The following is a 26,803-nucleotide window of genomic DNA, read 5'->3' as shown; positions in this document are numbered from 1 at the left end:
CCAGCCGTAACCAGCCCCACGGCGCAGCGATCAACAGCCCGAACACAATCCGGCTCATGCCGAACGGTGCCGCGGTGTCCCAATAGGCGTGCTCTGCGCGATCAGCGGCGCGGTGAAGCCAACACAATTAGATTGGCGGCAGCTATAAGTCGCTGCGTTAACCAATTTTTGGATATCTAAATGGCTCACGGTCAATTCGAATTAACTCAGATACGCCTAATAAACCCATCTTTCGTTCTTGAATTGCACTTTTACGGACTTCTCTGTAATAACCTAGGAAATGGGAAATTTTTTCGTTGACTCTGAAGTCAATATTCTTCCAAATCTGATCGTCGTTACAGAACCAATAGTGCTTCCCCCAGCCGTCAATCATGCCGTCCAACTTCTTGAGTGTGCCAAGAAGAGTATGCGGTCGCTTTTCATGATTTCCGTCTCTCATTAGATTGAGTGACTTCTGACCTTCATCAAAAAGAGCATCGACTGAAGCCAAAAAATTATTCTGCGCCTTTTTGGCCGGACGCACAGCGCCTGGTGAAAAATTGATGCCAAGGAAGTCGAACCCGTCGCCAATCGAAACCGCTCCGGAAGATGTCTTTTCAGGCGATAGGGTCATCCCAAGCTCACCGAGCAGCGCTGCAGCCTTCTTTAAACGCGCATTTGCCGCTCTTGCATTTGGCGCAAGAATAATGATGTCATCAATGTATCGGATGCAATGGCAATCCCCTGTATTCATTTCAGCATCAAAATGGGCGAGCACGATATTGCCGAGAAGAGGGGATAACGAATTTCCCTGCGCCACCCCAATTTCTTCGATTGGCCAATCTGCGCCATGCTTACGAAGATCGTCTAGATTACTCAGCTCGACACGGATCGCTTCAGAAAAGAAAGCAGTGAATTCCGCGTCATCTGTCGCATCCGCGATGATTTTTATCACCGCTGGTTTCGGTATTTTAGTGAAGAATGATTGTATATCGCCGCAGGCGACGAACCGCGCGCCTCCTTCGATGGTATCCAGAACGGCTTTAACAGCAGCAGGCACTGCAGACATGCGTTCGGATCGAGGAATTTTGTCGCCTGTCTGGGTCGTCTTGGACTTTTCTGACCGAATACCGCCAAAGCTGTATGCAGTTTTCACGAATGGCTTAAGTGACGGAAGCTCCACAAGAACATTCAAGACGGCTCGCTGAACGATCCGGCTTTCGACGGAGGCAAGAACGATAGGCCGTATTCTCCCTGTTTTCCGGCCTTTCATATCGAGCTTGGGTATCGGAACACCCTTTGCAGGCGGAAACTTAAATTTTCTGCAACATAGACGTGATTGAAGTGATCGAAGATTCCCCGCTGCATCTTCCTGATACTTCGAAATATCTGAACGTACATCTTCTGATTTGGAGGATCGTCTATTTTCTTGGATTGTGCGCCAAGCACTCTCCAAGTTTTTCGCCGTTCGCACCTTCTGTAACAAGCTTTGCTTCACGTCTTTGGCGTTCTGTCAGTGCGCCCAACCCGCCCGACGGGAGTGCTGAACTCCGCGACGGAGCCTTTCGGTCCTTGCCGCGCAATCGAGGTTTCGACTTTCGCCTCCGCCTCGCCGTAGATGCGTCCCTCGGTCCCGACGGTATGACCGCCTGCCGCGAAACCCACTAGAGCCAACAAGAACAGACTAGCAACATAGGTGTCGGGAGGTCAAGTCAGCTGAGGGCGTTTCCACCGCATGTTTCTACTTCCACCCAAACCTAAACCCAGCGCCCCCTGATCACCGTCACCAGCCCCCACGGCGCGCCGATGAGCAGCCCGAACACGATCCGGCTCATGCCGAGCGGCGCGGCGATGTCCCAATAGGCCATGCTCTGCGCGATCAGCGGCGCGATGAAGCCGATGCCGAACAGGAACGGCATCCAGTAAAACAGTTTCTTGACCGCCACTTCCATCGTCACGCTCGCCTCTTGTCATCGCATCGTTGTCGCAGAAAACCGGTGCCCACTTTTCTGCACGATGCTTTGGCTTCACATCTTGCTGATATCGACCCCGCGCTGCTCAAGGATCGGCTTGAGCGCGAAGTATGCGGCGCGGGTGCGGTGGTTGGGGATGTTGGGATAGAGGTGATGGATCAAATGGGTTTCCATGCCCATGGACATCACATGGCCCAGCCGGCTCTTGAAAATCACCGCCTGCTCGTAACGGCCGGTGTTGCCTTCGCGCGGGTGGTGCGGCGCCCAGCTGAGATAGAAACGAATGTAGCTGAGGCCAATATGGCGCGGCAGCCACCACACCAGCGCCGCCTCGATCGCATAGCCGTTCCACGCCATGGTGAAGAGCACCGCCATGAACAGCAGCTGCAGCTTCAGCGTGTCCTTCAGCGCCTTGGCCGCCTCGGGCGTGCCCATTTCGGCCAGGATTCGCTTGTAATGATGGATCGATCCATCCACGCCCGGCTGGCGGTTGTACCAGGTCTTGTACCACGCCATCAGGCTGTTGGGCGCCTCATCGGTGTAATCCGGGTCCTTTTCCGGATGGTTGCAATGATAGTGATGCTCAAGATGCATCAGCCGCGCCATGGAAAAGGGGAACACGATCGGAATGGTCGAAACCTTGCCCACCCATTCGTTCACCCAGCGATGGCGCGTGCCCGGCCGGGCGATATTGGAATGCATCGCCTCATGGCTGGTGACATAGCCGCCCGTCGCCAGCACGCAGGAAATCACGAACGCGATCCACAGCGGCATGATGCCCATCATCGTCAGCGGAAACAGGCTGAGCCACAGCGCAAACCCGCCCCAGGCAATCACCACATAGGGCCACATCCGCCCGCCCTGATACTGGCGCGCGATGGCCATTTCTTCCTTGCGCAGATCGCGCCGGACATACCGATCCAGCTCATCCGGCGCCGCCAGCCCGATGGCTGGCGAATCGGCCGGGCCGCGCGCCAGCACATCGCTGGCCGCATCCTGCTGCGCAGGATCAAGGATCAGCGCATCCTGCGGATCGGCAGGAAGTGCCGTGACATCAATATCCTGGCGGTCCGCCTCTTCGGCGTCTGACCGCGATGCGAAGATCGATCCGTTGCCTCTGCCCGGATTGTCCATGCCCGTTGCGACCCTGTTTGCTGCGGCGGACCATCCCGCCGGTTATGGTTAAAATCTCATAAACCATGTTCTACGGCAATATTGCGGCCGTCCCAGCAACAAAAGGGACCAGTATCAAACCGGAACATGGCCGCAGCAAAGCGCCCCAGGCACCTCCGCACGCGCCACATTCGTTCACTAGCAAACGGTTTCCGCTTGCATGGGCGGGCATCTGTACTTAGCCCTGCTCCATTGCGCGGAACCGGCGCGAAGATCGGCTCCGCCCAGGAGGATGGGGGGAGGCTTTGCGTCATGGACCTCGTTATTATTTCCATTGGTTTGGGGCTGCTGGCGATCGTGTACGGTTTCGTCACCAGCAAGCAGGTGCTCAGCGCTGATCCGGGCAATACCCGCATGCAGGAAATCGCCGGCGCCATTCAGGAAGGGGCGCAGGCCTATCTGCGCCGGCAATACACCACCATCGCCTTCGTCGGGCTGGTCGTGGCGGTGCTCGTCACCGTGTTTCTCGGCCCGATCTCGGGCGTCGGCTTCGTCATCGGCGCGATCCTGTCGGGGGTGGCCGGCTTCATCGGCATGAACATCTCCGTCCGTTCCAACGTCCGCACCGCATCGGCGGCGCAGCGCGGGCTGCAGCAGGGGCTGACCCTGGCCTTCCGCGCCGGGGCGATCACCGGCATGCTGGTGGCCGGGCTGGCGCTGCTGGCGATTGCGGTGTTCTTCTATGTGCTGGTCGGCGTGATGGCATTTGCGCCCAACAGCCGCACCGTGGTGGATGGGCTGGTGGCCCTGGCCTTCGGCGCCTCGCTGATTTCCATCTTCGCCCGGCTGGGTGGCGGCATCTTCACCAAGGCGGCCGATGTCGGCGCCGATCTGGTGGGCAAGGTGGAGGCGGGCATTCCCGAAGATGACCCGCGCAACCCGGCCGTGATTGCAGACAATGTGGGGGACAATGTCGGCGATTGCGCCGGCATGGCCGCCGATCTGTTCGAAACATATGTGGTCACCGTCGGCGCCACCATGGTGCTGACGGCGCTGCTGCTGGGCAATCTGGGCACGCTGCTGATGCCGATGATGTCCCTGCCGCTGCTGATCGGCGGGGCCTGCATCGTCACCTCGATCATCGGCACCTATTTCGTCCGGCTGGGCGGCGGCACCAACATCATGGGCGCGATGTACAAGGGTTTCCTTGTCACCGCCGTCCTGTCCGTGCCGCTGATCTGGTTCGTGATGCAGCTGGCGCTGGGCGATATGACGGTGGTGCTGGGAGGCGACGCAACCAATGGTGCAGCCGGCGCAGTCGGCTTCACCGGGCAGGATCTGTTCTGGTGCGCCATGCTGGGGCTGGTCATCACCGGCCTGATCATCTGGATCACCGAATATTACACCGGCACCAATTACCGCCCGGTGCGATCCATCGCCAAATCCTCCGAAACCGGTCACGGCACCAATGTGATCCAGGGGCTGGCCATCAGTCTGGAGGCGACCGCCCTGCCCACCGTGGTGATCGTGGCCGGCATCATCATCGCCTATCAGCTCGCCGGGCTGATCGGCATCGCCTATGCCGCCACGGCCATGCTGGCGCTGGCGGGCATGGTCGTCGCACTCGATGCCTATGGCCCGGTGACGGACAATGCCGGCGGCATCGCCGAAATGGCGGGGCTGGATGACAGTGTGCGGGAAAAGACCGACGCGCTCGATGCCGTGGGCAACACCACCAAGGCCGTGACGAAGGGTTATGCCATCGGTTCGGCCGGCCTCGCCGCGCTGGTGCTGTTCGCCGCCTACACCACCGATCTCAAGCATTTCTTCCCCGGGCTGGGCGTCAATTTCTCGCTCGAAAATCCCTATGTCATCGTCGGGCTGCTGCTCGGCGCGCTGCTGCCCTATCTGTTCGGGGCGATGGGCATGACCGCCGTGGGCCGCGCGGCGGGCGATGTGGTGAAGGATGTGCGCGATCAGTTTGCCGGCAACCCCGGCATCATGGCCGGCACATCGCGCCCCGATTACGCCCGCACCGTCGATCTGGTCACGCGGGCGGCGATCAAGGAAATGATCCTGCCCAGCCTGCTGCCCGTGCTGGCCCCGGTCGCGGTCTATTTCGTGATCACCCTGGTGGCGGGGCAGGCCAATGGCTTTGCCGCGCTGGGTGCTCTGCTGCTGGGCGTGATCGTGGGCGGGCTGTTCGTCGCCCTGTCGATGACCAGCGGCGGCGGCGCGTGGGACAATGCCAAGAAATACATCGAAGACGGCAACCACGGCGGCAAGGGGAGCGACGCCCACAAGGCCGCCGTGACCGGCGACACGGTGGGCGACCCCTACAAGGATACCGCCGGCCCGGCGGTCAATCCGATGATCAAGATCACCAACATCGTCGCCCTGCTGATGCTGGCGGCGCTCGCCGGCGGGTAATCTGCGGGCTTCCTTTTCGCCTCGGCTGGCTGCGGAGTATATCACGAACGGTCCGGCTCACCCCGGGCCGTTCGCTGTTGGAAATAGGCCACGCGCCCGGGTCAGCTGCTGTGCCTCTGCTTCGACGAGCTCAGCATGAGCGGATGTGGTGATGGACTGGAAAACGGCGGGAACTCGAGGGAGCACATAACGCGAGCACATTGGCCCAAAAAACCCCGCAACCCCCACCCACCCCCGCTCAGCCTGAGCCCGTCGAAGGCCACGCGCCAACACCCGCGCCCGGGCTCACCCACCCTCGCGATAGGAATTTGCTTACCACACCAATTAAGCCTTCTTTCGCTCGGATGGGCTAAGGCCGCCGCCATGGGCGCATCTGCCCGCAGCTTCAAAGGTTAACGCCGCTTGGCCGCCAGCGCCGCTTTGCCCCGTTCCGATGCATCGGCCCCCGTGCCGGGCGATGGGGTCGTTGCGCCGCAGATTCGCCTGCTCGGCACCGCCCATTTCGCCGATCCGGATCACTGCGCGCAATGGGATGCGCTGGCGGGCAAGGCGCTGGAACCCAACCCCTTTTTCGAAAGCTGGTTTCTCCTCCCCTCCCTCCGCGCCTTCGATCCGGCGGGCAAGGTGCAATTGCTGTGCATGGAAGCGGGCGGCGAATTGCTTGCCCTGCTGCCGGTCACGCGGGCGGCGCGCTATTACGGCCATCCGCTGCCCCATCTGCACAATTGGGTGCATGCCAATTGCTTCCTCGGCACCCCGCTGGTCGCGCGCGGCATGGAAACCGCATTCTGGCAGGCTCTGCTGGCCTGGTGCGATGGCCATGCCGGCACCGCGCTGTTTCTTCACCTCTCGCACATGCCGGCAGACGGCCCCTTGCATGATGCGCTGGTGCAGGCGCTGGCCGGCACGCGCCGCCCGGCCGCCACCGTCATGCGCGAAGAACGCGCCGTGCTCGCCTCCACCCTCTCACCCGACGATTATCTCGAACAATCGCTGACCGGCAAGAAACGCAAGGAACTGCGCCGCCAGCACCGCCGCCTGGGCGAAGAGGGCGTGCTGAGCGTCGAACGCGCCGACAATGCTGCAAATGATCCGGCCAGCGTCGCGGCCTGGATCGACGAATTCCTCGATCTGGAACAGCGGGGGTGGAAGGGGCAGGCCGGTTCCGCCCTCGCCAGCGATCCGCGCACGGCCGATATCTTCCGCGCCGCCCTGCTCGGTGCGGCCGCCCATGGCCGGCTGGACCGGCTGGCGATCCGGCTGGATGGCCGGCCGCTGGCCATGCTCGCCAGCTTCATCACCCCCCCGGCGGCCTTTTCCTTCAAGACCGCCTTTGACGAAGATTACGCCCGCTTTTCCCCCGGCGTGCTGCTGCAGCGGGAAAATCTGGAACTGCTGACCCGTGACGACATCGCCTATTGCGACAGCTGCGCGGCGGCCGATCATCCGATGATCGATCATTTCTGGCGCGAAAGGCGCAGCATGGCGCGGCACAATATCGGCATCGGCGGGGCATTTCGCCGCCGCCTGTTCGCCATGCTCGCCGCAAGGGAGACCGGGGCACCGGCAAGGGGATTGTCATGAGCCTGCACGACAACCAGTTCAACGCCGCCACACCCGGCGACACCGCGCCTGCGGGCCAGCCGATCTTCCCGCCCGACGCGCGCGATATCTTCGCCGCCTCCTATCCCGAACAGCCGCATCTGCTGCACCATCAGCTGCGCGGCCACCCGCTGCTCGAGCTCGATGCGCTGGCCAGCCTGGGGGAAGCGCTGCCCGCGCGGTCGGTCGAATACAACCGTGGCAATCTGCCCATCGGCGTGGATGGCAAGCCGGGCAGCAATGGCCTTTCCATCGGCGAAACCATCCGCAATATCGATACCAGCAACAGCTGGGCCGTGCTCAAGAATATCGAGCAGGAACCGGCCTATGCCGCGCTGCTGGCCGAATTGCTGGCGGAACTGGAACGCGAAATCACCGGCAAGACCGGCGCCATGATGAAGACCCAGTCCTTCATCTTCATTTCCAGCCCCAATGCCGTCACCCCCTATCATTTCGATCCGGAACACAACATCCTGCTGCAACTGGTCGGCAGAAAGCGGATGACCGTCTTCCCCGCCGGCAACCCCCGCTTCGCGCCCGATGCCGTGCATGAGGCCTATCACACCGGCGGCGGGCGCGAATTGACCTGGCAGGATGATCTGGATGCCGGCGGCACCCCGTTCGATCTCTCGCCCGGGCAGGCGATCTATGTGCCGGTGATGGCGCCGCACTATGTCCGCAACGGGCCCGCGCGGGCCATCTCGCTCTCGATCACCTGGCGATCCGAATGGAGCTTTGCAGAGGCGGACGCGCGCGCCTTCAACAAGCTGCTGCGCCGGATCGGCCTCAACCCCCAGCCGCCCCGGCGCTGGCCCGCCCGCAATCAAGCCAAAGCGCTGGGCTGGCGCCTGGCGCGGCGCATTCCCGGTCTGGCCTGAATGATGGGCACTGCCTGAATTTGGCCGCTTGCTTGACTGGCACCGGGCAGCGGCGCATGACCCGCTAATGGCGACACTGGTTCACCCCGCCCCGACTCCCGAACAACTCGTCGCGGAGCTCACCTTGCTTCTCGATCTGGAACCGCGTGGCGGGGATCGATTTATCGGCCACCGGCAGAAGGGCGGCTCCGGCCGGGTCTTCGGCGGGCAGGCCATCGCCCAGGCGCTCGGCGCTGCGCGGCGTACCGTGGCGCCAGACCGGCACACCCATTCGCTGCATGCCTATTTCCTGCGCAGCGGCACCGATGATCTGCCGATTGAATTTCGCGTGAAGCGTGATCTCGACGGGCGCAGCTTCAGCAACCGCCGCGTCGTCGCCAGCCAGAACGGCGAACCGATCCTCAATCTGATCGCCTCCTTCCAGACCCCGCAGGAAGGCTTGTCGCATCAATATGCCGACATGCCCGACGTGCCCCCGCCCGAAGAGCTGGTGCCCGACAGCACCATCCGCCGGGGCTTTGCCGAACAGCTGCCCAGCGGCCCCATGCGCGATCTGATGATGCGCGCCCGCCCGATCGATTTCCGCTCCGTCGAGCCGCGCAACTGGCAGTCCCCCGGCAAGCGCGAGCCCAAGGCCCATTGCTGGTTCCGCACCGTCGCCCCACTGCCCGACGATCCCCCCGTCCACCGCGCGGTGCTGGCCTATGCCAGCGACTTCCAATTGCTCTCCACCGCGATCCAGCCGCACGGGCTCAGCTTCCATCTGGGGCAGCTCAAGGCGGCCAGCCTCGACCATGCGATCTGGTTCCATGGCCCCTTCCGTGCCGACGACTGGTTGCTTTATGTAACGGACAGTCCCTGGTCGGGTCTCGCCCGTGGTTTCGGGCGTGGTCAGATTTTCTCCCGCGATGGCCGGCTGGTCGCCAGCGTCGCGCAGGAAGGCATGATCCGGCCGGTGGCGGCGGAGTAAAAGCGCAGGCAGGGGGTGCCCGTGCGCAGGCAGGGCGCGCTCCTGCGCAGGCTGCGCGTCACTCTGCCGGCACTTCCACCGTCCCTTCCCAGATGATATCGCGGGATGATCGCCCGACCATCACGCGATAGGTTCCGGGCGCGGTTCTCCAGGTATTTTCCTTTTCGTCCCAGTATTTTAACCCGTCAGCCGGGACGGTGAAGGGCGCGCTGGAGCGGGCGCCCGGCTCCAGTTCCAGCTTCACCACCGCCTTCAGCTCCTTCGGCGGCGAACCGGCCACCGCCGGCAGACCCAGATAGACCTGCACCACCGCATTTGTGGCCCGCGATCCGGCGTTATGCGCCTGAATTGTCCCGGAAATTCCGCCATCAGCTGTCAGGCTGACATCTGCCACCGCCAGCTCCGCCGATCCGTAACCCAGCCCATATCCGAACGGGAACAGCGGCACCTGCCCATGCTGATCCCAATAGCGATAACCGACAAAGATCCCTTCCTCGAAATAGGCATCACCCAGCGTGCCCGATGGCTCGTAAAGCCCTGGATATTGGCGCCTTTCTGTCGCCGGCCCCTGGGTCTCATCGGCCGGGAAAGTCACCGGAAGGCGCCCGCCCGGCTCCCGATCCCCAAACAGCATCCCCGCAATCGCCGGCCCGAATGCATCGCCCGGCAACCAGGTCTCCATCACCCCCTGCACCCGCCCCAGCCACGGCATCGCCACCGGTCCACCGGTGCTCAGAACCACCACCGTGCGCGGGTTGGCCGCGGCCACCGCCTCGATCAGCCGATCCTGATCGCCCTGCAGCGCCAGGTTGTGCCGATCCATCCCTTCGCCGACCAATTCCCCTGCAAAAACAACGGCAACATCAGCCTTTCTGGCTGCCTCGGCCGCTTCGGCGATCAGCTGGTCGGGCCCGGCATGGCCGAAACGCAGCGTCAGCCCCATTTCCATGCCGAACATTTCCTGCCGCTCGGTCCGCAGCGCGCTGCGCGGGGTATATTCGATCTGGATATCAACCGCTTGCCCGGCTTGCAGCGCGACATTGGCAAAGGCGGCATTGCCGAAATCGGCCAGTTCGAACCCGCCCCGTTCCTGCCCATCGATCAACAGCCGCGCCGTGCCCGATCCATGCAGGGTAAACCGATGCACCCCGCTCTCCGCAGGCGTAAACCGGCTGGTGTAGCGCACCGACCAGCCATTGCCCCCCGGCAATCCGGCAATATCCGGCGATGTCGCCAGCGACGGGTCCGCCACCACCGCCGTCGCCAGCGGCGCAGCGCTGAAATTGAGCAGGCGATTGGCGGCGTATTCCGCCCGGAAACCCGCACCCCCGCCGGGCGCGGCGAACTGTTTCGCATCCACCGGCGGCAGCGGCGCCAGCCCCAGCGTCCCCTGCGCATGGGTCACCCGCACTCCCCGCCCGGCCCGTTCGCGGATCGCCGGCAGCGCCGGTTGCAGATGGGCCGGCCGAACATAGGGCGATCCCTGCTCCACCACCGTGGCCTTGTCGGTGGCCTGCAATCCGATCACCGCCACGGATCGCACATCGCGGCCAAAGGGCAGAATTCCCTCATCATTCTTCAGCAATACCGTGCCCGCCGCGACAATATCGGCCGCGATGGCGCGGTTGGCCGGGGTCGAAACATTCGCCAGTGCCTTTCCACCCGGGGTGGCGGGCGGATTGTCGATCAGGCCGATGCGGAACTGAGGGATCAGCCGGCGCAGGATCATGTCATCGATCCGTGCCTCCGGAATATCCCCCGCACGTGCCGCCTCCGCCAGCGGCTTTTCCTTCGCCAGCGCCGCGTTGAACGGCACCGGGGTGAAGAACCCGCTGTCCAGCCCGGCCATCACCGCGCGGGTGATACTGCGCTGGGCGGAGGGGAAATCCGGGCTCACCGTGCCATCGAAACCCCATTCGCGCTTCAAGATATCGAACAGATGCGGATTTTCGCAGGCATAGGTGCCGTTGATGCGCGGGAAGGAACACATCACCCCGCCGGCCCCGCCCTGCTGCACGGCGGCCTGGAACCCGGGCAGATAGATTTCCCGCATCGCCCGCTCGCTGACGATGTTGTTGCCGGTTGGTGCCGAACCGCTGGGCTGATCGCCCACCCGGCCCGCCTCCTGCGTATAGACCGCATAATGTTTCATGGTGGTGATCACGCCGCCATCGCTCAGCGCCCGCACTTCCGCTCCCGACATTGCGGCGGTCAGGAACGGATCTTCGCCGAAGCTTTCGGACAGGCGGCCGAATTTCCAGCTGCGAGCGATATCGAAGGCCGGCCCCAGGATATTGCCGAGCCCGGCGGCGCGGAATTCGCGCGCCAGCACGCCGCCATATTGCCGGGCAATGCCGGTATCGAAGCTGGCGGCAATCGCGATCGGGGACGGCAGCGCCGTGGCGGTGGCGCCGCGCGCGAGGCCCGCCGGCCCGTCGGACCCGCCGATCTTGGGCAGGCCGAGCTCCGCCGCCACATCGCGCACCACTGTGCGCTGCGCTATCTCCTCATCGGTCAGGCCAGCCGGCGGCGGGCTGAGGAACAGCAGCTTTTCTTCCAGATTGCGGAACTGCTGCAGCACAAAACGTGCCCGGCATTCGGGGCTGTGGGCAGGATTGCGCCAGGGCTGTGCCTCGCCTGCCGGGGCTTCGCAACCTGCCCCCTGCGTGCCCCACAGGGTTGCCGCGCCGGAGGTTTGCGCGTGGGCCGGCGCGGAGGCCACAGCCATGATGGATGACGACACAGCCAGCATGGCTGCCACAGCGCGATACCGCATGATTCCCTCCCGATCTTATAGGCGGGAGTTGTCTGCCTTCACTGCGCGGCGGTCAACCGAAGGCTAACCCCGCTGATGATAGAAATCATAGATCGTCTGCGCCACCGCCGCGCTGACGCCCGGGGCGCGCTGCAGATCCTCCAGCGCGGCGGCGCGGACCCGCCCGGCGGTGCCGAAATGCAGCAGCAGCGCGCGTTTGCGGGCCGGGCCGATGCCAGGAATCTCATCCAGCGGGGATGCGCTGATCGCGCGGCTGCGCTTCTGCCGGTGGGCGCCAATGGCGAACCGATGCGCCTCATCCCGCAGCCGCTGCAAATAGAACAGCACCGGATCATTGATCGGCAGCGTCTTCTCCCGCCCATCGGGGAAATGGAAAATCTCGCGCCCGGCATTGCGGTCCGGCCCCTTGGACACGCCGATCAGCGGCACATCCTCGATCCCGAGTTCCTCCAGCGCATCCTTGACCGATGATATCTGCCCCTTGCCACCATCGATCAGCACCAGATCGGGCCACATGCCGCCATCGCGATCAGGGTCTTCCTCCAGCGCGCGGCCGAACCGCCGGCCCATGACTTCGCGCATCATGCCGAAATCGTCATTGGTCTGCGCTTCGCGAATGTTGAACTTGCGATACTGGTTTTTCAGGAAGCCTTCCGGCCCGGCCACCACCATGCCGCCGACGGCCTTGGCGCCCTGAATATGGCTGTTGTCATAGATTTCGATCCGGCGCGGCAGGTCCGCCAGTTCGAGGAAATCGGTCAGTTCGCGCAGGATCTTGGCCTGCGTGCCGCTTTCCGCCAGCCGGCGATCCAGCGCCTCGACCGCATTGCGTTGCGCCTGTTCCATCAACCGGCGCCGATCGCCGCGCTGGGGCACGCTGATTTCCACCTTGCGCCCGGCCAGTTCGCCCAGCGCCTGTTCCAGCAATTCCCGATCGGGCAGATCGCGATCGACCAAAAGGGTGCGCGGCGGCGGCACTTCCTCATAGAATTGCGCCAGCACCCGGCTCAGCACCTCATCATCATCTACACCCGCCGTGTGAGTGGGGAAGAAGGCGCGATGGCCCCAGTTCTGCCCGCCCCGGATGAAGAAGCCCTGCACCACCACCTGGCCGCCCTTGGCCGCCAGCGCGAAGACATCGGCATCGCCCACGCCCTCTGCATTGATGGCTTGCGTGCCCTGGATGAAAGTCGCAGCGCGCAGGCGGTCGCGCAGCATGGCCGCGCGTTCGAAATCAAGCGCCTCGGCCGCTTCGGCCATCTGCGCCTCGATCTTCTTCTGGACCGCGCCCGACCGGCCGCCGAGGAAATCGCGTGATTCCCTGATCAGCTCATCGTAGCCGGCCTTGTCGATCCGCCCGACGCAGGGCGCCGAACACCGCTTGATCTGATAGAGCAGGCAGGGCCGGTCGCGCCGGCTGAAGAAGCTGTCGGTGCAGCTGCGCAGCAGGAACAGCTTCTGCAGCGCATTGATGGTGGTGTTGACCGAACCGGCACTGGCGAAGGGGCCGTAATAATTGCCCTTCGCCTTGCGCGCGCCACGGTGTTTCATGATGCGCGGAAAATCATGCCCTTCGCGCAGCAAAATGAAGGGGAAGCTTTTGTCATCGCGCAGCAAAACATTGTAAGCTGGACGAAATCTCTTGATCAGCTGCGCTTCCAGCAGCAGCGCCTCGGCTTCCGAATTGGTGGTGATGATTTCCATCGCGCGGGTCTGGCTGACCATGCGCTGCAACCGACCGCTCAGATTGGCGATCTGGGTGTAGTTCGCCACGCGGTTTTTCAGCGCCCGCGCCTTGCCCACATACAGCACATCCCCCCGCGCATCGAGCATGCGATAGACCCCCGGCTTCGGCTTCAGCGTCCGCACGACATCGCGGATTGCCGCCACCCCGGCGTCGATATCGGGCTGGCCTGCACCGCGCACCGTATAGGTGGCGTGATCTTCGTTGAATCGGTCTGCCCCGGCGGGGCTATGAGGAGTTCCGGCTGGGGTCCGCGACATGACCCCTACATAGGATTTGCCCGGAAAAAGAAAACGCGCAAAGCCATGTCCATCCCCATCGGCAGGACGAAATGGCGATTCATTTCCTCCGCCGGGCAAATCGGCCTATGCGGCGCCGATGACAGCCACCCATGACATCATCATTATCGGCGCCGGCGCCGCAGGCCTGATGTGCGCCGCCACCGCGGGCAAGCGCGGGCGGCGCGTGCTGCTGCTCGAACGTGCCGACCGCCCGGGCAAGAAAATCCTGATTTCCGGCGGTGGCCGCTGCAATTTCACCAATCTGCATGTGCGCCCCGAATGCTATCTGTCCGCCAATGCCCATTTCGCGCGCTCCGCCCTGGCCCGTTACACCCCGCGCGATTTCCTCGATCTGGTCGAACGCCACGGCATTGCCTGGCATGAAAAGACGCTGGGGCAACTGTTCTGCGACGGGTCTGCGCGGCAGATCGTGGACATGCTGCTGGATGAATGCGGCCAGGGCGCGGTGGACCTGCGCTGCGAGGCCGAAATCGGCAACATCGCCCACGCCGATGGCCTGTTCTCCCTGAATGCAGGCAGCGACACTGTCTGCGCCCCCTCGCTGGTGATCGCCACCGGCGGCCCCTCGATCCCGAAGATGGGAGCCACCGGCTATGCCTATGATCTGGCACGGCAATTCGGGCTGAAAGTGGTCGAACCGCGCCCGGCGCTGGTCCCGCTGACGCTGGGCGGGGAAGAGGCGCTGTTCCGTGAACTGACCGGCATATCGGCAGACGTCAGCGCCCGCGCGGGCAAGACCCGTTTTCGCGAAGCGGCGCTGTTCACCCATCGCGGCCTGTCCGGCCCGGCGATCCTGCAAATCTCCTCCTACTGGCGGAAGGGCGACACGATCGGGATCGATTTCCTGCCCGATCACCAAGGCGACTGGCTGCTGGCGGCGAAACGCGACCAGCCGCGCAGCACGCTATCCGCACAGCTTCGCGCGGCCCTGCCCCATCGGCTGGCCGATGCGCTGGCAGAGCGGATCGCGCTGGGCGGTGAACTCGGCAATCTGTCCGACAAAACCCTGCGCGCGGCGGAACAGCGGCTGGGCGACTGGCCTTTCTGCCCCAATGGCAGCGAAGGCTATGCCAAGGCAGAGGTCACGATCGGCGGCATTTCCACTGCCGAACTGTCGTCGAAAACCATGGAGGCCCGCAAGCTGCCGGGCCTGTTCGCCATTGGCGAGGCGGTGGATGTCACCGGCTGGCTGGGTGGTTACAATTTCCACTGGGCCTGGGCCAGCGGCGTGGCGGCCGGACTGGCGGCCTGAACGGGCAGCGGAGGCCGGCATGACCGACCCCCGCCCCATCATCAAAACAGCTTGCGGAATTCGATTTCGAACGAGCGCCCGACCGGATCGACCAGCGCCGGCTGATAGCGGATGGGCACCACGCCATTGTCATCGGTCACCCGCTGACGGGCATTGAAGATATTGTCGATGGAGAAGCCGATCCGGGCATTCTTCAGCACCGGCACCGCTTCCAGCACGCTGGCCTGCTGGTTGAAATCCACGAACACCCGCGCGTTCACCTTGATGAAATCGTCGAAGAACAGATTGCTCGTCCCCGCGATCCGGCTCGATCCGGTGTAGGTGGCGTTCAGCATCGTGCCGAAGCCGCGATAGAAGGCACCGCCGCGAATGGTGAAGGCATCGCGCGGCTGCCCCCCGCCCGAAATCGCGTCCCCATCCAGCAGATCCAGCATCGGCACGCCCGGTGCGATCAGCACATTGTTGGAAAACTCATGGGTGAACTGGAAATTGGCCATCCAGCGTCCCTTGCCGTCGCCACCACCGCCTGGGCCCATGCCGCCCATGCCCCGGCCGCGACCACTACCCGGCCCACCGGGACCGCGCGGTCCACCCGCCATGCCGGCACCTGGACCACCTGAGGCTCCGCCGGCAGCATTGCTTTCACCACCCTGGCCTGGCCCGCGACCGGAGCCTGGCCCGTCCTGGCTGCAGATGCGTTCGCGCATCGCCGCGACCTTTTCAGGGTCATATTGCCCGTCGGTGCCCTTCAGCCGTTCCTGCATGCCCGGCGGCAGTTCCGCGAGCAGTTCAGGCGTCAGCGTGGGCGGTGCGCCCTCGCCGCAGATTTTCTGCTGCAGTTCGGCAAAACGCTGCGGATCGAACTGTCCGCCCTGGCGCACCTGCTGCCCACCCGGGGGCGGCGTGCCATCGGCATTGATGCCGCGCGGACGCCCGAAACCGCCCTGCGGCGGGGTGCCACCGCCAGCCCCGCCAAAGCCGCCGCCGCCCGCCTGGGGCGTAGCCTTGCCGAACGAGCCCGACAGATTGAGCCCGAACTGGATCCGGTCGGATTTCTGTTCCGCGAAGGTCACCGGGCGCTGATCGATCGACAGAATCTGCCCAGTGGCCGCATCGCGCGTTACCCGCCCGGGGAAGGCTGCCTCGATCGCCGGGGTCAGCACCGGGAAACCGCTGGCCACATTGCTGGAACTGTTGCGGAAATAATCGACCGAGAAATTGGACCGCTGCAGGAACGGCAGTTCCAGTTGGGCGCCGAACTTCCAGTCACGCTGGGTCTGGGCCGGCAGCGCCGCATTGCCACCGGTGATCAGCGTGGCCAGCACGGTTTGGCCGGTCGAAAGGTCATAAACCGCTACATTGGGCGTTTCGATGGTCGGGCTGCCCAGCTGGCTGAGCGAAGGTGCCGCTTCCCGGCCGATGTAGCTGGCATTCAGCGACAGCAGATCGAACGGAGACCAGGTCAGGCCCACCGACCAGTCGGTGAGCGTGCCGAAATCCGAAAGATGATCAACCCCGCCGCTCAGATTGAGCGAAATATCGCCCAGCGCCGCGCCGAAATCGTCCCGAACGCTGGTGATCGGCACGCCGACATTGACGCCGGCGGACAGATTGCCGCGCTTGAGCGAGGTGTCGGGCCCGGTGGTGCGGGTGTCAGTGCTGCGGATGCTGGCGTAATCATAGCCGGCATCGAAGGTCACATTCACATCGCCCGCCGGCAGATAGAACGGCCGCCCCATGGCGGTGATCTTGGCGCTGGCACTGTCGGACTGGGTCCATGCTTCGTCAAAACCGCCCGGCGTGATCAAGCCTAGATCGCCGTTCAGCGCCAGATCGCCAGACAGGGCTGAGGCGAGCAGCCCGCTGGTATCGGCCCGCTGCCGGATCAGGCTGCGCGCATCACTACGGCTGCCATCGATCGTGGCGGTCATCTGCCATTTGCCCAACGGCATGTTCAGCGTGGTGCCCAGCGAATAGGTTTCGGTGCGCGAGTTCACCGTCAGCGGCGTATCCGGGTTGAAACTGCGCAGCTGCGATTCCGGATCGGCGCCCGGCCCCACCAGCAGCACGCTGTCCAGACCCTGCAGCCGCAGGCTGTCTTCCCGCTCATAGGTACCGTTCAGGCTGAGCGAGGTGCCGTTGGAGGCCAGCCGCGTGGTCATGTTGCCGGTCAGTTCCAGAGAGGCACTATCCCCCACCAGGCTGCGATAATTCGCCGGATCGGGATCGGTCGCCAGCGGCACCGTGCCTTCGGCCTGCACGACATTGCGGTCGGCTTCGGTCAACAGGCTGGAATTGTTCCATTCGGCGTTGAAATTGAGGCGCGACTGGCCGGCGATATGGACATAGGTCGCCTCTGCCTGCTGCGTGGAATAGCCGCCATCCCAGGGCTGGCCATATTCCAGCTCAACCTCCCGGCTGGAATAATTCGCCTTGAGGACGAAATTGACCACCCGCTGATCGGCGGAATAGCCATATTGCTGGGCCACTTCCTCCGGAAATACCTCAACCTTTTCGATCGCTTCGGGCGGATAGCTGCGCATTTCGCGGAAGCTGGAAATGCGCGTGCCATTGACCAGAATCACCGGCCCGCCGCCGCCGCCACGTCCGCGTGCGCTGCTGACCTGCGGCCCCAGCGCCTCGAGCAATTCGGCGATCGAGCCGGCACCGTAGGCGGCGATATCCTCAGTCGTCAGTTCCAGCAGCGGCGGCTGCGCGCTGTCGACCGTGCCGCGCAAACGCTGCGCAACGACCAGGATTTCCCCATCGGTCGCGGTGGGTTCTTCGGCACTGCCCCCGGCATCTCCGGGATCCTGCGTGATGGCCTGCTGTGCTGCCACCGGCACCGCCGCCAGGGCGAGCGAGACCGAAAGGCTGACCAGACTGACTGATGAAGCAATGCGCAAAATCGTAATCCCTGAACCAGAAGAAAAACACCGTTCCCCTTGATCCTGCAACTCGCCGTCACAGGCCAAATTCGCAAGTCGCGGTGGGTAATAAAGTGTCGCAGATGTATCGCGACTGTAAGGCAGGGCGTTGACGGCAAAGACTGTCCTGCCGGCAGGCATGCCCGCGTAAAGGCTTCCCTTTGGCGGTTTGCAAGGCTATGGGCCCCGCCCATGTTGATTCACACTTACGGAAACTGACCCTGCATGGCCAAAGAAGAACTCCTCGAAATGCGCGGCAGGGTGGTGGAACTTCTGCCCAATGCGATGTTCCGGGTAGAGCTTGAAAATGGCCATGAAGTGCTGGGTCACACTGCCGGCAGGATGCGCAAGAATCGCATCCGCGTGCTTGTGGGCGACGAAGTGCTGTGTGAACTCACCCCCTATGATCTGACCAAGGCCCGCATCACCTATCGCTTCATGCCGGGTCGCGGCGGCCCCGGCCCGTCCTGATTTCCATCGTGGCGATCCTGTCGGACATCACCCCGTGGGCGTGAACGCCCCGCAACTGATCCTCGCATCTGCCAGCCCGAGACGCCGCGAACTGATTGCGCGGCTGGGGACGATTGCGTTGCGCATCGAGCCCGCCGATATCGACGAAACCCCGCTCAAGGCCGAACTGCCGCGCGATTATGCCACACGCATGGCGCGGGAAAAGGCGCTGGCTCTGCCGCAGGGTGCAGAACATGTGCTGGCCGGCGACACGGTGGTCGCCTGCGGCCGCCGCATTCTGCCAAAGGCGGAAGATGGCGACACGGCCCGCAAATGCCTGGAACTGCTGTCAGGCCGGCGTCACCAGGTGCTCTCCGCCATCGCCCTGCGCGCGCCTGACGGCAAGCTGCGCGAACGGCTGAGCGTTACCGAGGTCCGCTTCAAGCGGCTGTCGGATGAAGAAATCCGCGATTATCTCGCCGGCGGCGAATGGGAAGGCAAGGCCGGCGGCTATGCCATCCAGGGCAGCGCCGAAGGGCTGATCGCGGGCATTTCCGGCAGCCATTCGGGCGTCGTCGGCCTGCCGTTGTTCGAAACCCGCGCCCTGCTCAAATCCGCAGGCTTCGCCCTTGGCTGAATGGCTGGTCGAAGACGGGATCGGCGAAACCCGCGCGATCCTGCTGCAGGGTGACAGCATTCGGGCGGCGCGCATGGAATGGTCCGGCGCACTGACCCCCGGCCAGATAGAAGATGCCAAGCTGATATCCCGCGCATCGGGCAGCAGCCAGGGTCTGGCCCGCTTCGCCAGCGGGGAGGATGCCCTGGTGGAACGCCTGCCGCGCGACGCGGCCGAAGGCGCCCCGATCCGCCTGACCATCACCCGCCCCGCCATGGCCGAACGTGGCCGGCACAAGCGCGCCCGTGCGCGACCAACCAATGCCGATGTGCAGCCGGCACCATCGCTGGCAAATCGCCTGCAGGCCGAAGGCGCCAGCGTGCGAATCGTGCCGTGCTTCCCCGCCTGCGACTGGGACGATCTGGTGGGCGAAGCCTTTGCCCGTGAAACATCGTTCCCCGGCGGGCAACTGCTGTTCAGCGCCACCCCGGCGATGAGCCTGATCGATGTCGATGGATCGGGCCCGGCCACCGCGCTGGCGCAGGCCGCTGCCAGAGCTGTCGCCGATGCATTGCGTCGTTTTGATCTGGGCGGATCGATCGGGGTGGATTTCCCCACCCTGGCCACCAAGGATGACCGGCGCACGCTGGATCAGGTGCTGGCGGAACAGCTGGCCGATTGGCCGCATGAACGCACGGCGATGAACGGCTTCGGCTTCGTGCAGATCATCGCCCGGCTTGAAAGGGTATCGTTGCTTCACCGCGCCAGCTTCCACCGCGTCGGCATGGCCGCACGGCTGCTGCTGCGCCGGGCAGAGCGTGTGACGGGCGCCGGCACCATCCTGTTGACTGGACATCCGGCCCTGGAAGCAGAGCTGCGCCCCGAATGGCTGGAACAATTGCAGCGGCGGACCGGACGGCCCATTCGCTGGCAATCATCCCCTACCCTTGCGCTGGAGGCGCCGCAGGCCCAGTTGGTGGCACAATGACCAAGCGCCCCTGCCCCATGTGCAAGAAGCCCCGCAGCGAACAGTTCACCCCCTTCTGTTCGGCCCGCTGCCGCGACCTCGACCTCGCCAGCTGGTTCGATGAAAGCTACGCCGTGCCCGGCCCGCCGGCCCTGCCCGAAGACCAGTCGCGCGACAATTGATCAGCACATCGCAAGAAAAGCACCAAAACCCTCTTGCCAAGCGTCGCGCCCTTCGTCATAGGGCCGGCCTCCAAACGCTGACAGGCGGCAACAGCCAGCCATGACAGCAACGCCCGGGTAGCTCAGTTGGTAGAGCATGCGACTGAAAATCGCAGTGTCGGCGGTTCGAATCCGTCCCCGGGCACCACTTTCCTTTTGCAGCATTTGATCTGACCCGGCCGCAACGCGGTTCGCTGTGTTATGCGGTCAGCCAAAGCGATACCGCGCCGGCCGACCGCAAAGATTTGTCAGTTCGCGCCCTGCAATGCCTGCGCCTTTGAAAGGGCATCTTGCATTTCCGCCTTGGAAAGGCCGCCATCCTTGTTGGCGTCCAGCGCGTCGAAGGCACTTGCGATGGCCGGCACTGCCGCAGCCTCTTCCTTGCTGATCAAGCCATTCCGGTCGGCGTCGATCTGTTCGAAAGCAGCATCCATGGCCTCGGCCTGCTCGGAAAAGCGCTGGCTGAGATAGCTGGCATATTCTGCTCTGCTGATCTGCCCGTCTCCATTGCCATCCATGGCGTCAAAGGTCGCGCCAGCCCCCGCAGGCTGGGCGTGGGCCGCGAATGGGGCAATCAGGGCAAGAGCCACAAGAACGGGCATTTTCATCGGAGATCCTTTTCAGTTCGGGTCTGATGGGGATCGGTGGCGAGCATTGCGTCAGCCTGACGCCATGTTGAGACAATGTCCGGATGATTTCTGGAGCAGGCACCCGGAGCATGGGTGCGCTTCCAGGAGTATTGCCCATGACTTCGCGCACTGGCCGATGGCTTTCGATCACCGCCGCTGTAACCCTCGCTTTTCCGGTCGCCCCCATTGCGGCCCCCGCCCACGCGCAGAGCTGGGGCAATGCATCATCCTGCTGGTCGCGCGAGGGGCGTGACCGCGAACGCTGCGAACGCGATCAGCAACGCCGCAACCGCGAGGAGGCGGAGCGCAACCGCAGCCGCGATCGCGACAGAAACCGGGAGCGGGACCGCCGCAATGACGCCAAGACCGATGGCATCGTCATTGGCGTGGTCGGGGCTGCGGTGCTGGCCGGCGTCATCGCCGCTGCCACCAGCGGCAACCGCAATGACCGGGAGAAACGCGATCGCCGCAACTACTGTATGGAACGCTACGGCAATTATGACGAGCGTTCAGACAGCTACCGCGCGCGCGACGGGCGCTGGTATCGCTGCGAATGATGCGATGCTGTTGCCTGTCACCCCCTTTTCGGATCAGCCCGTCCGGGCGCAATGTTTAGGCAATTTTGAACATCTAGTTCGAGACGGATGACAATCCCGGGTTGGCCGCAGGGCGGCTGACCCTTGCCGATATCCTGTGCCGATATCCTGCGGCATCACCGGAGATGCGCCGATGCAATCAAATGCTGCCCCCAACCTGACCTGGCAAAGCCCTGGCTGGCCTGAGGTCACGATCGCACTGGTCACCTATGTCGCGCTGCTGGTCCCACTGCTGTTGTGGATGGTCCAATTGCCGCCTGAACAGGCTGTGTTGCGCGGGCTTGCCGGTACGGCCGTCAACGGCATCGCCGGCATGGCGGCCCTGTTTGCCGCCTTCGCGCTGCGTATTCGCCGCCTGCGGGTGTTTGGCTTCCGGACGATCAGCAGTTCATGGCTGATCATTGGTGCCGCCGTTGGCCTGTTCGCATTCGGCGCGAGTTTCATCGTCGAATATGTCTATTTCCTGTTCATCACCGAACCCAACACCCAAGCCGATTTCCAAGTCGTGGCCAAAAGCGGTCCGCTGATGCTGTCCATCCTCGTGCTCACAGGCGCCATATTGACGCCTTTGGGCGAAGAGTTCGTGTTTCGCGGCGTCATCGCCAACGCCTTCAACCGATACGGCGCCTGGGTGAGCGTCATTGGCAGTGCCCTGATCTTCGCTGCGATGCATGGCCCGAGCGTGATCTTCTTCGACGCGCTGCTGGTGGGGCTGCTGACGGGCGTGCTGTTCCGCAAGACAGGTTCAATCTGGCCCCCAGCCATCACGCATATCGTCTATAACGGGCTGCACTTGTTCCATTATTCCATCACCTGAAGACTGGCACCTGAAGACTGGGCAACCCTGATGCGGATTCTGCTGATTGAGGACGAAGCCGAACTGGCAGCCACCATCCGCACCCTGCTGGAGCGGGAGCAATATATCGTCGATTGGGCGGACTGCCTGTCATTCGCGGCAGAAGCGGCTCGTGGTGGCGCGCATGACCTCGTGATTCTGGACCGCACCCTGCCTGATGGCGATGGTCTGACCCTGATACCCGCGCTGCGCGCAACCAATTCCGGTGTTCCCATCATCATCCTGAGCGCCAGAAATGAACTGACGGACCGGATCGCCGGGCTCGATGAAGGCGCCGACGACTATCTGGCCAAACCCTTCGCCTTTCAGGAATTGCTGGCGCGCATTCGCGCCGTGCGGCGCCGGCCGGGGGAGCTTCATCTGGATGAGGTGCGGATTGGCGAACTGGTTTTCGACATGACGTTCGAAGAAGCCCGCGTGGGAGAGCTGCGGCTTGAACTGCCGCGGCGGGAGACCTGCGTGTTGGCAACGCTGGTCCGCCGTCGTGGCCGCACTGTGCTGCGCGAAACGCTGGAACGTGCGGTCTATGGCTTTGACGATGAAGTTCAGTCCAACACGCTGGATTCACACATTTCCCGCTTGCGGCGCAAACTGGCGGACGCCGGCGCGGGGGTGGAAATCCACGCCATCCGGGGCGTGGGCTATCTGTTGAGAGACAGCGCATGACGGCCCGGCAACCATCCCTGAAACGGCGGCTGATCGTCAAACCGCTGATCTTTCAGCTGGTGATTTCGCTGATCACCTTTGCGACCATTGCGGCTGTGCTGCTGCGGCTGGATAGTGGTGGCAGCTATGCGGATGAGGCGCTGACGAGGATTGCCGCCCAGGCCATCGTGCGAAACCCGCAGGGCGATCTGGCGGTTCGCATGACCCCCGAACTGCAGCGGATGCAACGGGATGCGCCCGGGCTGTGGTTCGTGGCGAAAGATGACGCCGGACGCACCGTATCCTTTGGCCAGGTGCCATCGCAATATGCCTCTCTCGTGGCGGCGCTGGACGAGGTGCGCTATGCGCATTTGCGGGGCGGCCCCCGTGAATTGACGGCGGTTGTTCGTCAGGAAACCGGGCCCGTTGGCCCGCTGACAGTAATCGGACATGGACCGATTACCACCATCACCTGGACGGTGGCGCTGTTCTCCAACATGATCGTGGTGCCGATCTTCCTGGTCCTGGCGCTGGTCACGATTGTGGCCACGCCCGTAATCGTCAACCGATCGCTGGCCGGCCTCAAACGCATCGCGCAGGAGGCGAAAAACATCGACGCCAACCGTCGGGGTGTGCGCCTGTCGGAGGCGGAGGTTCCGCGCGAAATCGAACCGCTGGTCCGCGCCGTGAATGACGCGCTCACGCGGCTGGATGAAGATTACGAACGCCAGCGCCGCTTCATCGCTTCGGCAGCCCATGAACTGCGGACCCCGATCGCGCTGCTGCAGGTCAAGATCGAAGCCAGCGATTCTGCCACGCGGCAGCAACTGTCCGCCACCGTGGCGCGACTGGCCAATCTGGCCGAACAATTGCTGGACCTTCAGCGCATGCAGCATGACGGGCCGAAGGAAGTGGTCAATCTGGCAGATCTCGTTCGGCAGACGGCGGCGGATCTCGCCCCGCTTCTGATCGCAGCGGGCAAATCGATCGAGGTGCTGGCCGATCAGGATCTCCCGGTACGTGTGGACAGGGGCGCGATCGAACGCGTGCTGACCAATCTGGTTCAGAATGCTGTCGAACATGGCGGAAACCGAGTCATCATTCGGGTTCACGAGCGATCATTTGAAGTCGGAGACGATGGGCCCGGTATCCCCGAAAGCGAACGGGAGCGGGTGTTCGAGGAATTCTATCGACTGAAGCCACGGTCAAGCGGAACCGGGCTTGGTCTCAATCTGGTCCGGCAGGTCGTCGAACGCCACAATGGCAGGGTCACCCTGTTCCATGCACCGGGAGGAGGCACCATCGCACGCGTCGAACTGCCCGGTTGAATGGAAGATGTGCGCATATATGCAAGGATTACCTATTAAGCCCCAGTCCATATGTTTTTGACAACATATGATTGCGGCTCCGTTCGGCAGAAATAGTCATATTCTCCGCCAAATCTCGCGGGTGTATCTGGGAGCATGACCAAAAATCCCAGTACGTCAGACGTGACGAATATGATCAACAGTTCATATGAAAACCATTTCAACCCTGCCCTTTCGGGTCGCATGGGGGGTATGGTCTGATGGCTGAGACGAAATTCGTCGGCAAGCGTTCTGCAGCGGCAGGCGGCTGGGGTGCGCTGAAGAGCTGCGGCAAGCAGTTGCTGGGCAGTGGTGCGGCGCTTTCGGGGGCCAAGACCCTGCTGAAGGCCAACCAGCCCGATGGCTTCGACTGCCCGGGCTGCGCTTGGGGCGATCCGGAGCATGGATCATCCTTCGAATTCTGCGAAAACGGCGTGAAAGCCGTGGCCTGGGAAGCGACCGCCAAGCGTACGGAGCCCGATTTCTTCGGCCGCTACACCGTGTCCGAACTGCGCAACTGGACCGATTACGCGCTGGAGCATGAGGGCCGGCTGACGCAGCCGATGCGCTATGATGCGGCCAGCGATCGCTATTACCCGGTCGAATGGGAAGACGCCTTCGCCGAAATCGGCGCCGTGCTCCGGTCGCTCGACAATCCCAACCGGGCGGAATTCTACACCTCCGGCCGGGCCAGCAATGAAGCGGCGTTCCTCTATCAGATGTTCGTCCGCCTCTATGGCACCAACAATTTCCCTGATTGTTCGAACATGTGCCACGAGGCGAGCGGCGTCGGCCTGACCCAGGCGGTCGGCGTCGGCAAGGGCACCGTGCTGCTGGAAGATTTCGAAAAGGCCGACGCGATTTTCGTGATCGGCCAGAACCCGGGCACCAACCACCCGCGCATGCTGGGCGATCTGCGCCGCGCATCGGAACGCGGCGCGCAGATCGTGGTGCTGAACCCGGTCAAGGAACGCGGGCTGGAACGGTTTTCCGATCCACAGCGCAAGGTGGAGATGCTGCATGGCGGCAGCGGCGCCATCGCCACCCATTATTTCCAGCCCCGACTGGGCGGCGACATGGCCGCAGTGCGCGGCATCGCCAAGCTGGTGTTTGCCCGTGACGACGCAGCCGTGGCCGCCGGTCAGCCCTCGCTGCTGGACCATGATTTCATCACCACGCACACGGCCGATCTCGACGCCTATCGCGCTGCGGTCGATGCCACCGACTGGGATCACATCCTCGATCAGTCCGGGCTGACCCGCGACGAGATCGAGCAGATGGCCGATGTCTATCTGGCCGCCGACAAGGTGATCTGCACCTGGGCCATGGGCGTGACCCAGCATCGGCACAGCGTGGCGACCATTCGCGAAATCACCAGCCTGATGCTGCTGCGCGGCAATCTGGGCAAGCCGGGCGCAGGCCTGTGCCCGGTGCGCGGCCATTCCAATGTTCAGGGTGATCGCACCGTCGGCATCAACGAGAAGGCGCCGCCCGCGCTGATCGATGCGCTGGAACGCGAACTGGGCGTGCCCATTCCGCGCCAACCGGGCCACAATGTGCTGGGCGCGATCGGCGCCATGATGGATGGTTCGGCGCAGGCTTTCATTGGCCTGGGCGGCAATTTCGCCCGCGCCACGCCGGACAGCGCGCTGATCGCCGATGCGCTGTCCAGCCTGAAGCTGACCGTGCATGTCGCGACCAAGCTGAACCACTGCCATCTGGTCCCGGGCGAAACGAGCTTCATCCTGCCCTGCCTTGGCCGCACGGAAATCGACCGCAACAGCAAGGGCGTCAGCCAGATCGTCACGGTCGAGGATTCGATGAGCATGGTGCATGGTTCGGGCGGCATCAACCGCCCGGCATCGCCCTGGCTGCGGTCCGAAGTGAAGATCGTCGCCGGCATTGCCGCTGCCACCGTCGGATCATCGGTGGTCGACTGGGCCACGCTGTCCGACGACAATGATCTGATCCGCGACATGATTTCGCGCGTGCTGCCGGGCTTCCACGATTACAACACACGCGTGCGCAAGCCGCGCGGTTTCCATCTGCGCAATTCGGCCGCCAACCGCGAATGGAACACGCCGAGCGGCAAGGCCAATTTCTCCACCGCCTCTTTGCCGGAAGCGACCGAGCATCAGCAGACCCGCAAGGCCGATGGCCAGTTCGTGCTGCAGACCTTCCGCTCGCACGATCAGTACAACACCACCATCTATGGCATGGATGATCGCTATCGCGGGATCTATGGCAAGCGGACCATCGTCTTCATGCACCCGGACGACATCGCGTCGATCGGAGCGAAGGCCGGCGATATCATGGATGTCGTGGGCGAACATGATGACGGCGTGAGCCGCGTGGCCAAGGGCTTCAGCCTGGTGGCCTATGACATTCCGCGCGGCTGCGTGGCCGGATATTATCCCGAACTCAACTGCCTGGTGCCGCTGTCGACCTTCGGATCGGAAAGCTACACCCCGGCATCCAAATCGGTGATCGTATCCTTCCGCCACCAGAAAGAGCTGGCAGCCGCCTGACCG

At 63.5% G+C, this 26,803-nt stretch carries 21 protein-coding genes and 1 tRNA gene; 15 read left to right on the top strand and 7 right to left on the bottom strand.

Annotation, left to right across the window (positions count from 1 at the left end):
• Positions 1-157: 157 nt before the first annotated feature.
• The 3 genes from GRI97_RS05940 to GRI97_RS05930 form a co-directional block, all read right to left on the bottom strand.
• Positions 158-1,477, bottom strand: coding sequence for a reverse transcriptase domain-containing protein (locus GRI97_RS05940; RefSeq protein WP_161390158.1), 1,320 nt, complete (start codon positions 1,475-1,477; stop codon positions 158-160).
• 259 nt (positions 1,478-1,736) lie between these two features.
• A complete protein-coding gene (locus tag GRI97_RS05935) occupies positions 1,737-1,931 on the bottom strand; it encodes a hypothetical protein (protein ID WP_161390838.1) in 195 nt (64 codons plus the stop codon).
• 75 nt (positions 1,932-2,006) lie between these two features.
• Positions 2,007-3,086, bottom strand: coding sequence for a fatty acid desaturase (locus GRI97_RS05930; RefSeq protein WP_161390157.1), 1,080 nt, complete (start codon positions 3,084-3,086; stop codon positions 2,007-2,009).
• 291 nt (positions 3,087-3,377) lie between these two features.
• Between GRI97_RS05930 and GRI97_RS05925 the strand changes: the two genes are divergently transcribed.
• The 4 genes from GRI97_RS05925 to GRI97_RS05910 all read left to right on the top strand — a co-directional run bounded on the left by GRI97_RS05925 (position 3,378) and on the right by GRI97_RS05910 (position 8,945).
• A complete protein-coding gene (locus tag GRI97_RS05925) occupies positions 3,378-5,495 on the top strand; it encodes a sodium-translocating pyrophosphatase (RefSeq protein ID WP_161390156.1) in 2,118 nt (705 codons plus the stop codon).
• A gap of 402 nt (positions 5,496-5,897) precedes the next feature.
• Positions 5,898-7,079 carry a GNAT family N-acetyltransferase gene (locus GRI97_RS05920; protein ID WP_161390155.1) on the top strand — a complete coding sequence of 394 codons (1,182 nt, stop codon included), beginning with the start codon at positions 5,898-5,900 and terminating at the stop codon, positions 7,077-7,079.
• Positions 7,076-7,975, top strand: coding sequence for a cupin-like domain-containing protein (locus GRI97_RS05915; protein ID WP_161390154.1), 900 nt, complete (start codon positions 7,076-7,078; stop codon positions 7,973-7,975). Before GRI97_RS05920 ends, GRI97_RS05915 begins: the two co-directional genes overlap by 4 nt.
• 67 nt (positions 7,976-8,042) lie before the next feature.
• Positions 8,043-8,945 (top strand): acyl-CoA thioesterase, encoded by a 903-nt coding sequence (locus tag GRI97_RS05910; RefSeq protein WP_161390153.1) that lies wholly within the window; start codon positions 8,043-8,045, stop codon positions 8,943-8,945.
• A 58-nt stretch (positions 8,946-9,003) separates the two neighbouring features.
• On the opposite strand, the gene GRI97_RS05905 is transcribed toward GRI97_RS05910, so the two are convergent.
• Both GRI97_RS05905 and uvrC read right to left on the bottom strand, forming a co-directional pair.
• The gene (locus tag GRI97_RS05905) at positions 9,004-11,721 is read right to left on the bottom strand and encodes a glycoside hydrolase family 3 protein (protein WP_161390152.1); all 2,718 of its coding nucleotides are present in this window, start codon (positions 11,719-11,721) and stop codon (positions 9,004-9,006) included.
• 63 nt (positions 11,722-11,784) lie between these two features.
• The gene (gene uvrC / locus GRI97_RS05900) at positions 11,785-13,725 is read right to left on the bottom strand and encodes an excinuclease ABC subunit UvrC (RefSeq protein WP_161390151.1); all 1,941 of its coding nucleotides are present in this window, start codon (positions 13,723-13,725) and stop codon (positions 11,785-11,787) included.
• Between the two features lie 118 nt (positions 13,726-13,843).
• On the opposite strand from uvrC, the gene GRI97_RS05895 reads away from it, so the two are divergent.
• Positions 13,844-15,019, top strand: a complete 1,176-nt coding sequence (locus GRI97_RS05895; RefSeq protein WP_161390150.1) for a BaiN/RdsA family NAD(P)/FAD-dependent oxidoreductase — start codon at positions 13,844-13,846, stop codon at positions 15,017-15,019.
• Positions 15,020-15,060: 41 nt separating this feature from the next.
• On the opposite strand, the gene GRI97_RS05890 is transcribed toward GRI97_RS05895, so the two are convergent.
• Complete coding sequence (locus GRI97_RS05890; protein WP_161390149.1) at positions 15,061-17,925, bottom strand: TonB-dependent receptor; 2,865 nt, start codon at positions 17,923-17,925, stop codon at positions 15,061-15,063.
• A 246-nt stretch (positions 17,926-18,171) separates the two neighbouring features.
• Here GRI97_RS05890 and infA point away from each other — a divergent pair, with 246 nt between their 5' ends.
• The 5 genes from infA (at position 18,172) to GRI97_RS05865 (ending at position 20,348) form a co-directional block, all read left to right on the top strand.
• Positions 18,172-18,417 carry a translation initiation factor IF-1 gene (infA, locus tag GRI97_RS05885; protein ID WP_039095449.1) on the top strand — a complete coding sequence of 82 codons (246 nt, stop codon included), beginning with the start codon at positions 18,172-18,174 and terminating at the stop codon, positions 18,415-18,417.
• A gap of 40 nt (positions 18,418-18,457) precedes the next feature.
• Positions 18,458-19,033, top strand: a complete 576-nt coding sequence (locus tag GRI97_RS05880) for a Maf family protein (RefSeq protein WP_161390837.1) — start codon at positions 18,458-18,460, stop codon at positions 19,031-19,033.
• Positions 19,026-20,000 (top strand): ribonuclease E/G, encoded by a 975-nt coding sequence (locus GRI97_RS05875; RefSeq protein ID WP_161390148.1) that lies wholly within the window; start codon positions 19,026-19,028, stop codon positions 19,998-20,000. Before GRI97_RS05880 ends, GRI97_RS05875 begins: the two co-directional genes overlap by 8 nt.
• Before the next feature lie 17 nt (positions 20,001-20,017).
• Positions 20,018-20,161, top strand: coding sequence for a DNA gyrase inhibitor YacG (locus GRI97_RS05870; protein WP_235917616.1), 144 nt, complete (start codon positions 20,018-20,020; stop codon positions 20,159-20,161).
• Positions 20,162-20,272: 111 nt separating this feature from the next.
• Positions 20,273-20,348, top strand: a tRNA-Phe gene (locus GRI97_RS05865).
• Positions 20,349-20,448: 100 nt separating this feature from the next.
• Here the strand turns inward: GRI97_RS05865 and GRI97_RS05860 are convergent.
• Positions 20,449-20,808, bottom strand: a complete 360-nt coding sequence (locus GRI97_RS05860) for an EF-hand domain-containing protein (protein ID WP_161390146.1) — start codon at positions 20,806-20,808, stop codon at positions 20,449-20,451.
• A 137-nt stretch (positions 20,809-20,945) separates the two neighbouring features.
• Here GRI97_RS05860 and GRI97_RS05855 point away from each other — a divergent pair, with 137 nt between their 5' ends.
• From GRI97_RS05855 to GRI97_RS05835, 5 genes are all read left to right on the top strand, one after another.
• Positions 20,946-21,386 (top strand): hypothetical protein, encoded by a 441-nt coding sequence (locus GRI97_RS05855; protein ID WP_161390145.1) that lies wholly within the window; start codon positions 20,946-20,948, stop codon positions 21,384-21,386.
• A 310-nt stretch (positions 21,387-21,696) separates the two neighbouring features.
• Positions 21,697-22,242 carry a CPBP family intramembrane glutamic endopeptidase gene (locus GRI97_RS05850; protein ID WP_202392590.1) on the top strand — a complete coding sequence of 182 codons (546 nt, stop codon included), beginning with the start codon at positions 21,697-21,699 and terminating at the stop codon, positions 22,240-22,242.
• A 30-nt stretch (positions 22,243-22,272) separates the two neighbouring features.
• The gene (locus tag GRI97_RS05845) at positions 22,273-22,947 is read left to right on the top strand and encodes a response regulator transcription factor (protein ID WP_161390143.1); all 675 of its coding nucleotides are present in this window, start codon (positions 22,273-22,275) and stop codon (positions 22,945-22,947) included.
• Positions 22,944-24,254: a sensor histidine kinase gene (locus GRI97_RS05840; protein WP_161390142.1), complete on the top strand. Its 1,311-nt coding sequence runs from the start codon at positions 22,944-22,946 to the stop codon at positions 24,252-24,254. Before GRI97_RS05845 ends, GRI97_RS05840 begins: the two co-directional genes overlap by 4 nt.
• A 239-nt stretch (positions 24,255-24,493) precedes the next feature.
• Complete coding sequence (locus GRI97_RS05835) at positions 24,494-26,800, top strand: FdhF/YdeP family oxidoreductase (protein WP_161390141.1); 2,307 nt, start codon at positions 24,494-24,496, stop codon at positions 26,798-26,800.
• Positions 26,801-26,803 lie beyond the last annotated feature (3 nt).

Origin of the sequence: Croceibacterium xixiisoli (genome assembly GCF_009827305.1) — a bacterium.
In the GTDB taxonomy this organism is placed as follows: Bacteria; Pseudomonadota; Alphaproteobacteria; order Sphingomonadales; family Sphingomonadaceae; genus Croceibacterium_C; species Croceibacterium_C xixiisoli.
The sequence above is the reverse complement of the archived record's forward strand: the minus strand, read 5'-3'. Positions and strand labels throughout refer to the sequence as shown.

Excerpts from the sequence above, each read along its gene's own strand:
- GRI97_RS05935 (WP_161390838.1), bottom strand. The coding sequence starts at position 1,931 with ATGGAAGTGGCGGTCAAGAAACTGTTTTACTGGATGCCGTTCCTGTTC.
- GRI97_RS05910 (WP_161390153.1), top strand. The coding sequence starts at position 8,043 with ATGGCGACACTGGTTCACCCCGCCCCGACTCCCGAACAACTCGTCGCG.
- infA (WP_039095449.1), top strand. The coding sequence starts at position 18,172 with ATGGCCAAAGAAGAACTCCTCGAAATGCGCGGCAGGGTGGTGGAACTT.
- GRI97_RS05855 (WP_161390145.1), top strand. The coding sequence starts at position 20,946 with ATGACTTCGCGCACTGGCCGATGGCTTTCGATCACCGCCGCTGTAACC.
- GRI97_RS05845 (WP_161390143.1), top strand. The coding sequence starts at position 22,273 with ATGCGGATTCTGCTGATTGAGGACGAAGCCGAACTGGCAGCCACCATC.
- GRI97_RS05840 (WP_161390142.1), top strand. The coding sequence starts at position 22,944 with ATGACGGCCCGGCAACCATCCCTGAAACGGCGGCTGATCGTCAAACCG.
- GRI97_RS05860 (WP_161390146.1), bottom strand. The coding sequence starts at position 20,808 with ATGAAAATGCCCGTTCTTGTGGCTCTTGCCCTGATTGCCCCATTCGCG.
- uvrC (WP_161390151.1), bottom strand. The coding sequence starts at position 13,725 with ATGTCGCGGACCCCAGCCGGAACTCCTCATAGCCCCGCCGGGGCAGAC.
- GRI97_RS05835 (WP_161390141.1), top strand. The coding sequence starts at position 24,494 with ATGGCTGAGACGAAATTCGTCGGCAAGCGTTCTGCAGCGGCAGGCGGC.
- GRI97_RS05930 (WP_161390157.1), bottom strand. The coding sequence starts at position 3,086 with ATGGACAATCCGGGCAGAGGCAACGGATCGATCTTCGCATCGCGGTCA.
- GRI97_RS05870 (WP_235917616.1), top strand. The coding sequence starts at position 20,018 with ATGTGCAAGAAGCCCCGCAGCGAACAGTTCACCCCCTTCTGTTCGGCC.
- GRI97_RS05895 (WP_161390150.1), top strand. The coding sequence starts at position 13,844 with ATGACAGCCACCCATGACATCATCATTATCGGCGCCGGCGCCGCAGGC.
- GRI97_RS05925 (WP_161390156.1), top strand. The coding sequence starts at position 3,378 with ATGGACCTCGTTATTATTTCCATTGGTTTGGGGCTGCTGGCGATCGTG.
- GRI97_RS05905 (WP_161390152.1), bottom strand. The coding sequence starts at position 11,721 with ATGCGGTATCGCGCTGTGGCAGCCATGCTGGCTGTGTCGTCATCCATC.
- GRI97_RS05915 (WP_161390154.1), top strand. The coding sequence starts at position 7,076 with ATGAGCCTGCACGACAACCAGTTCAACGCCGCCACACCCGGCGACACC.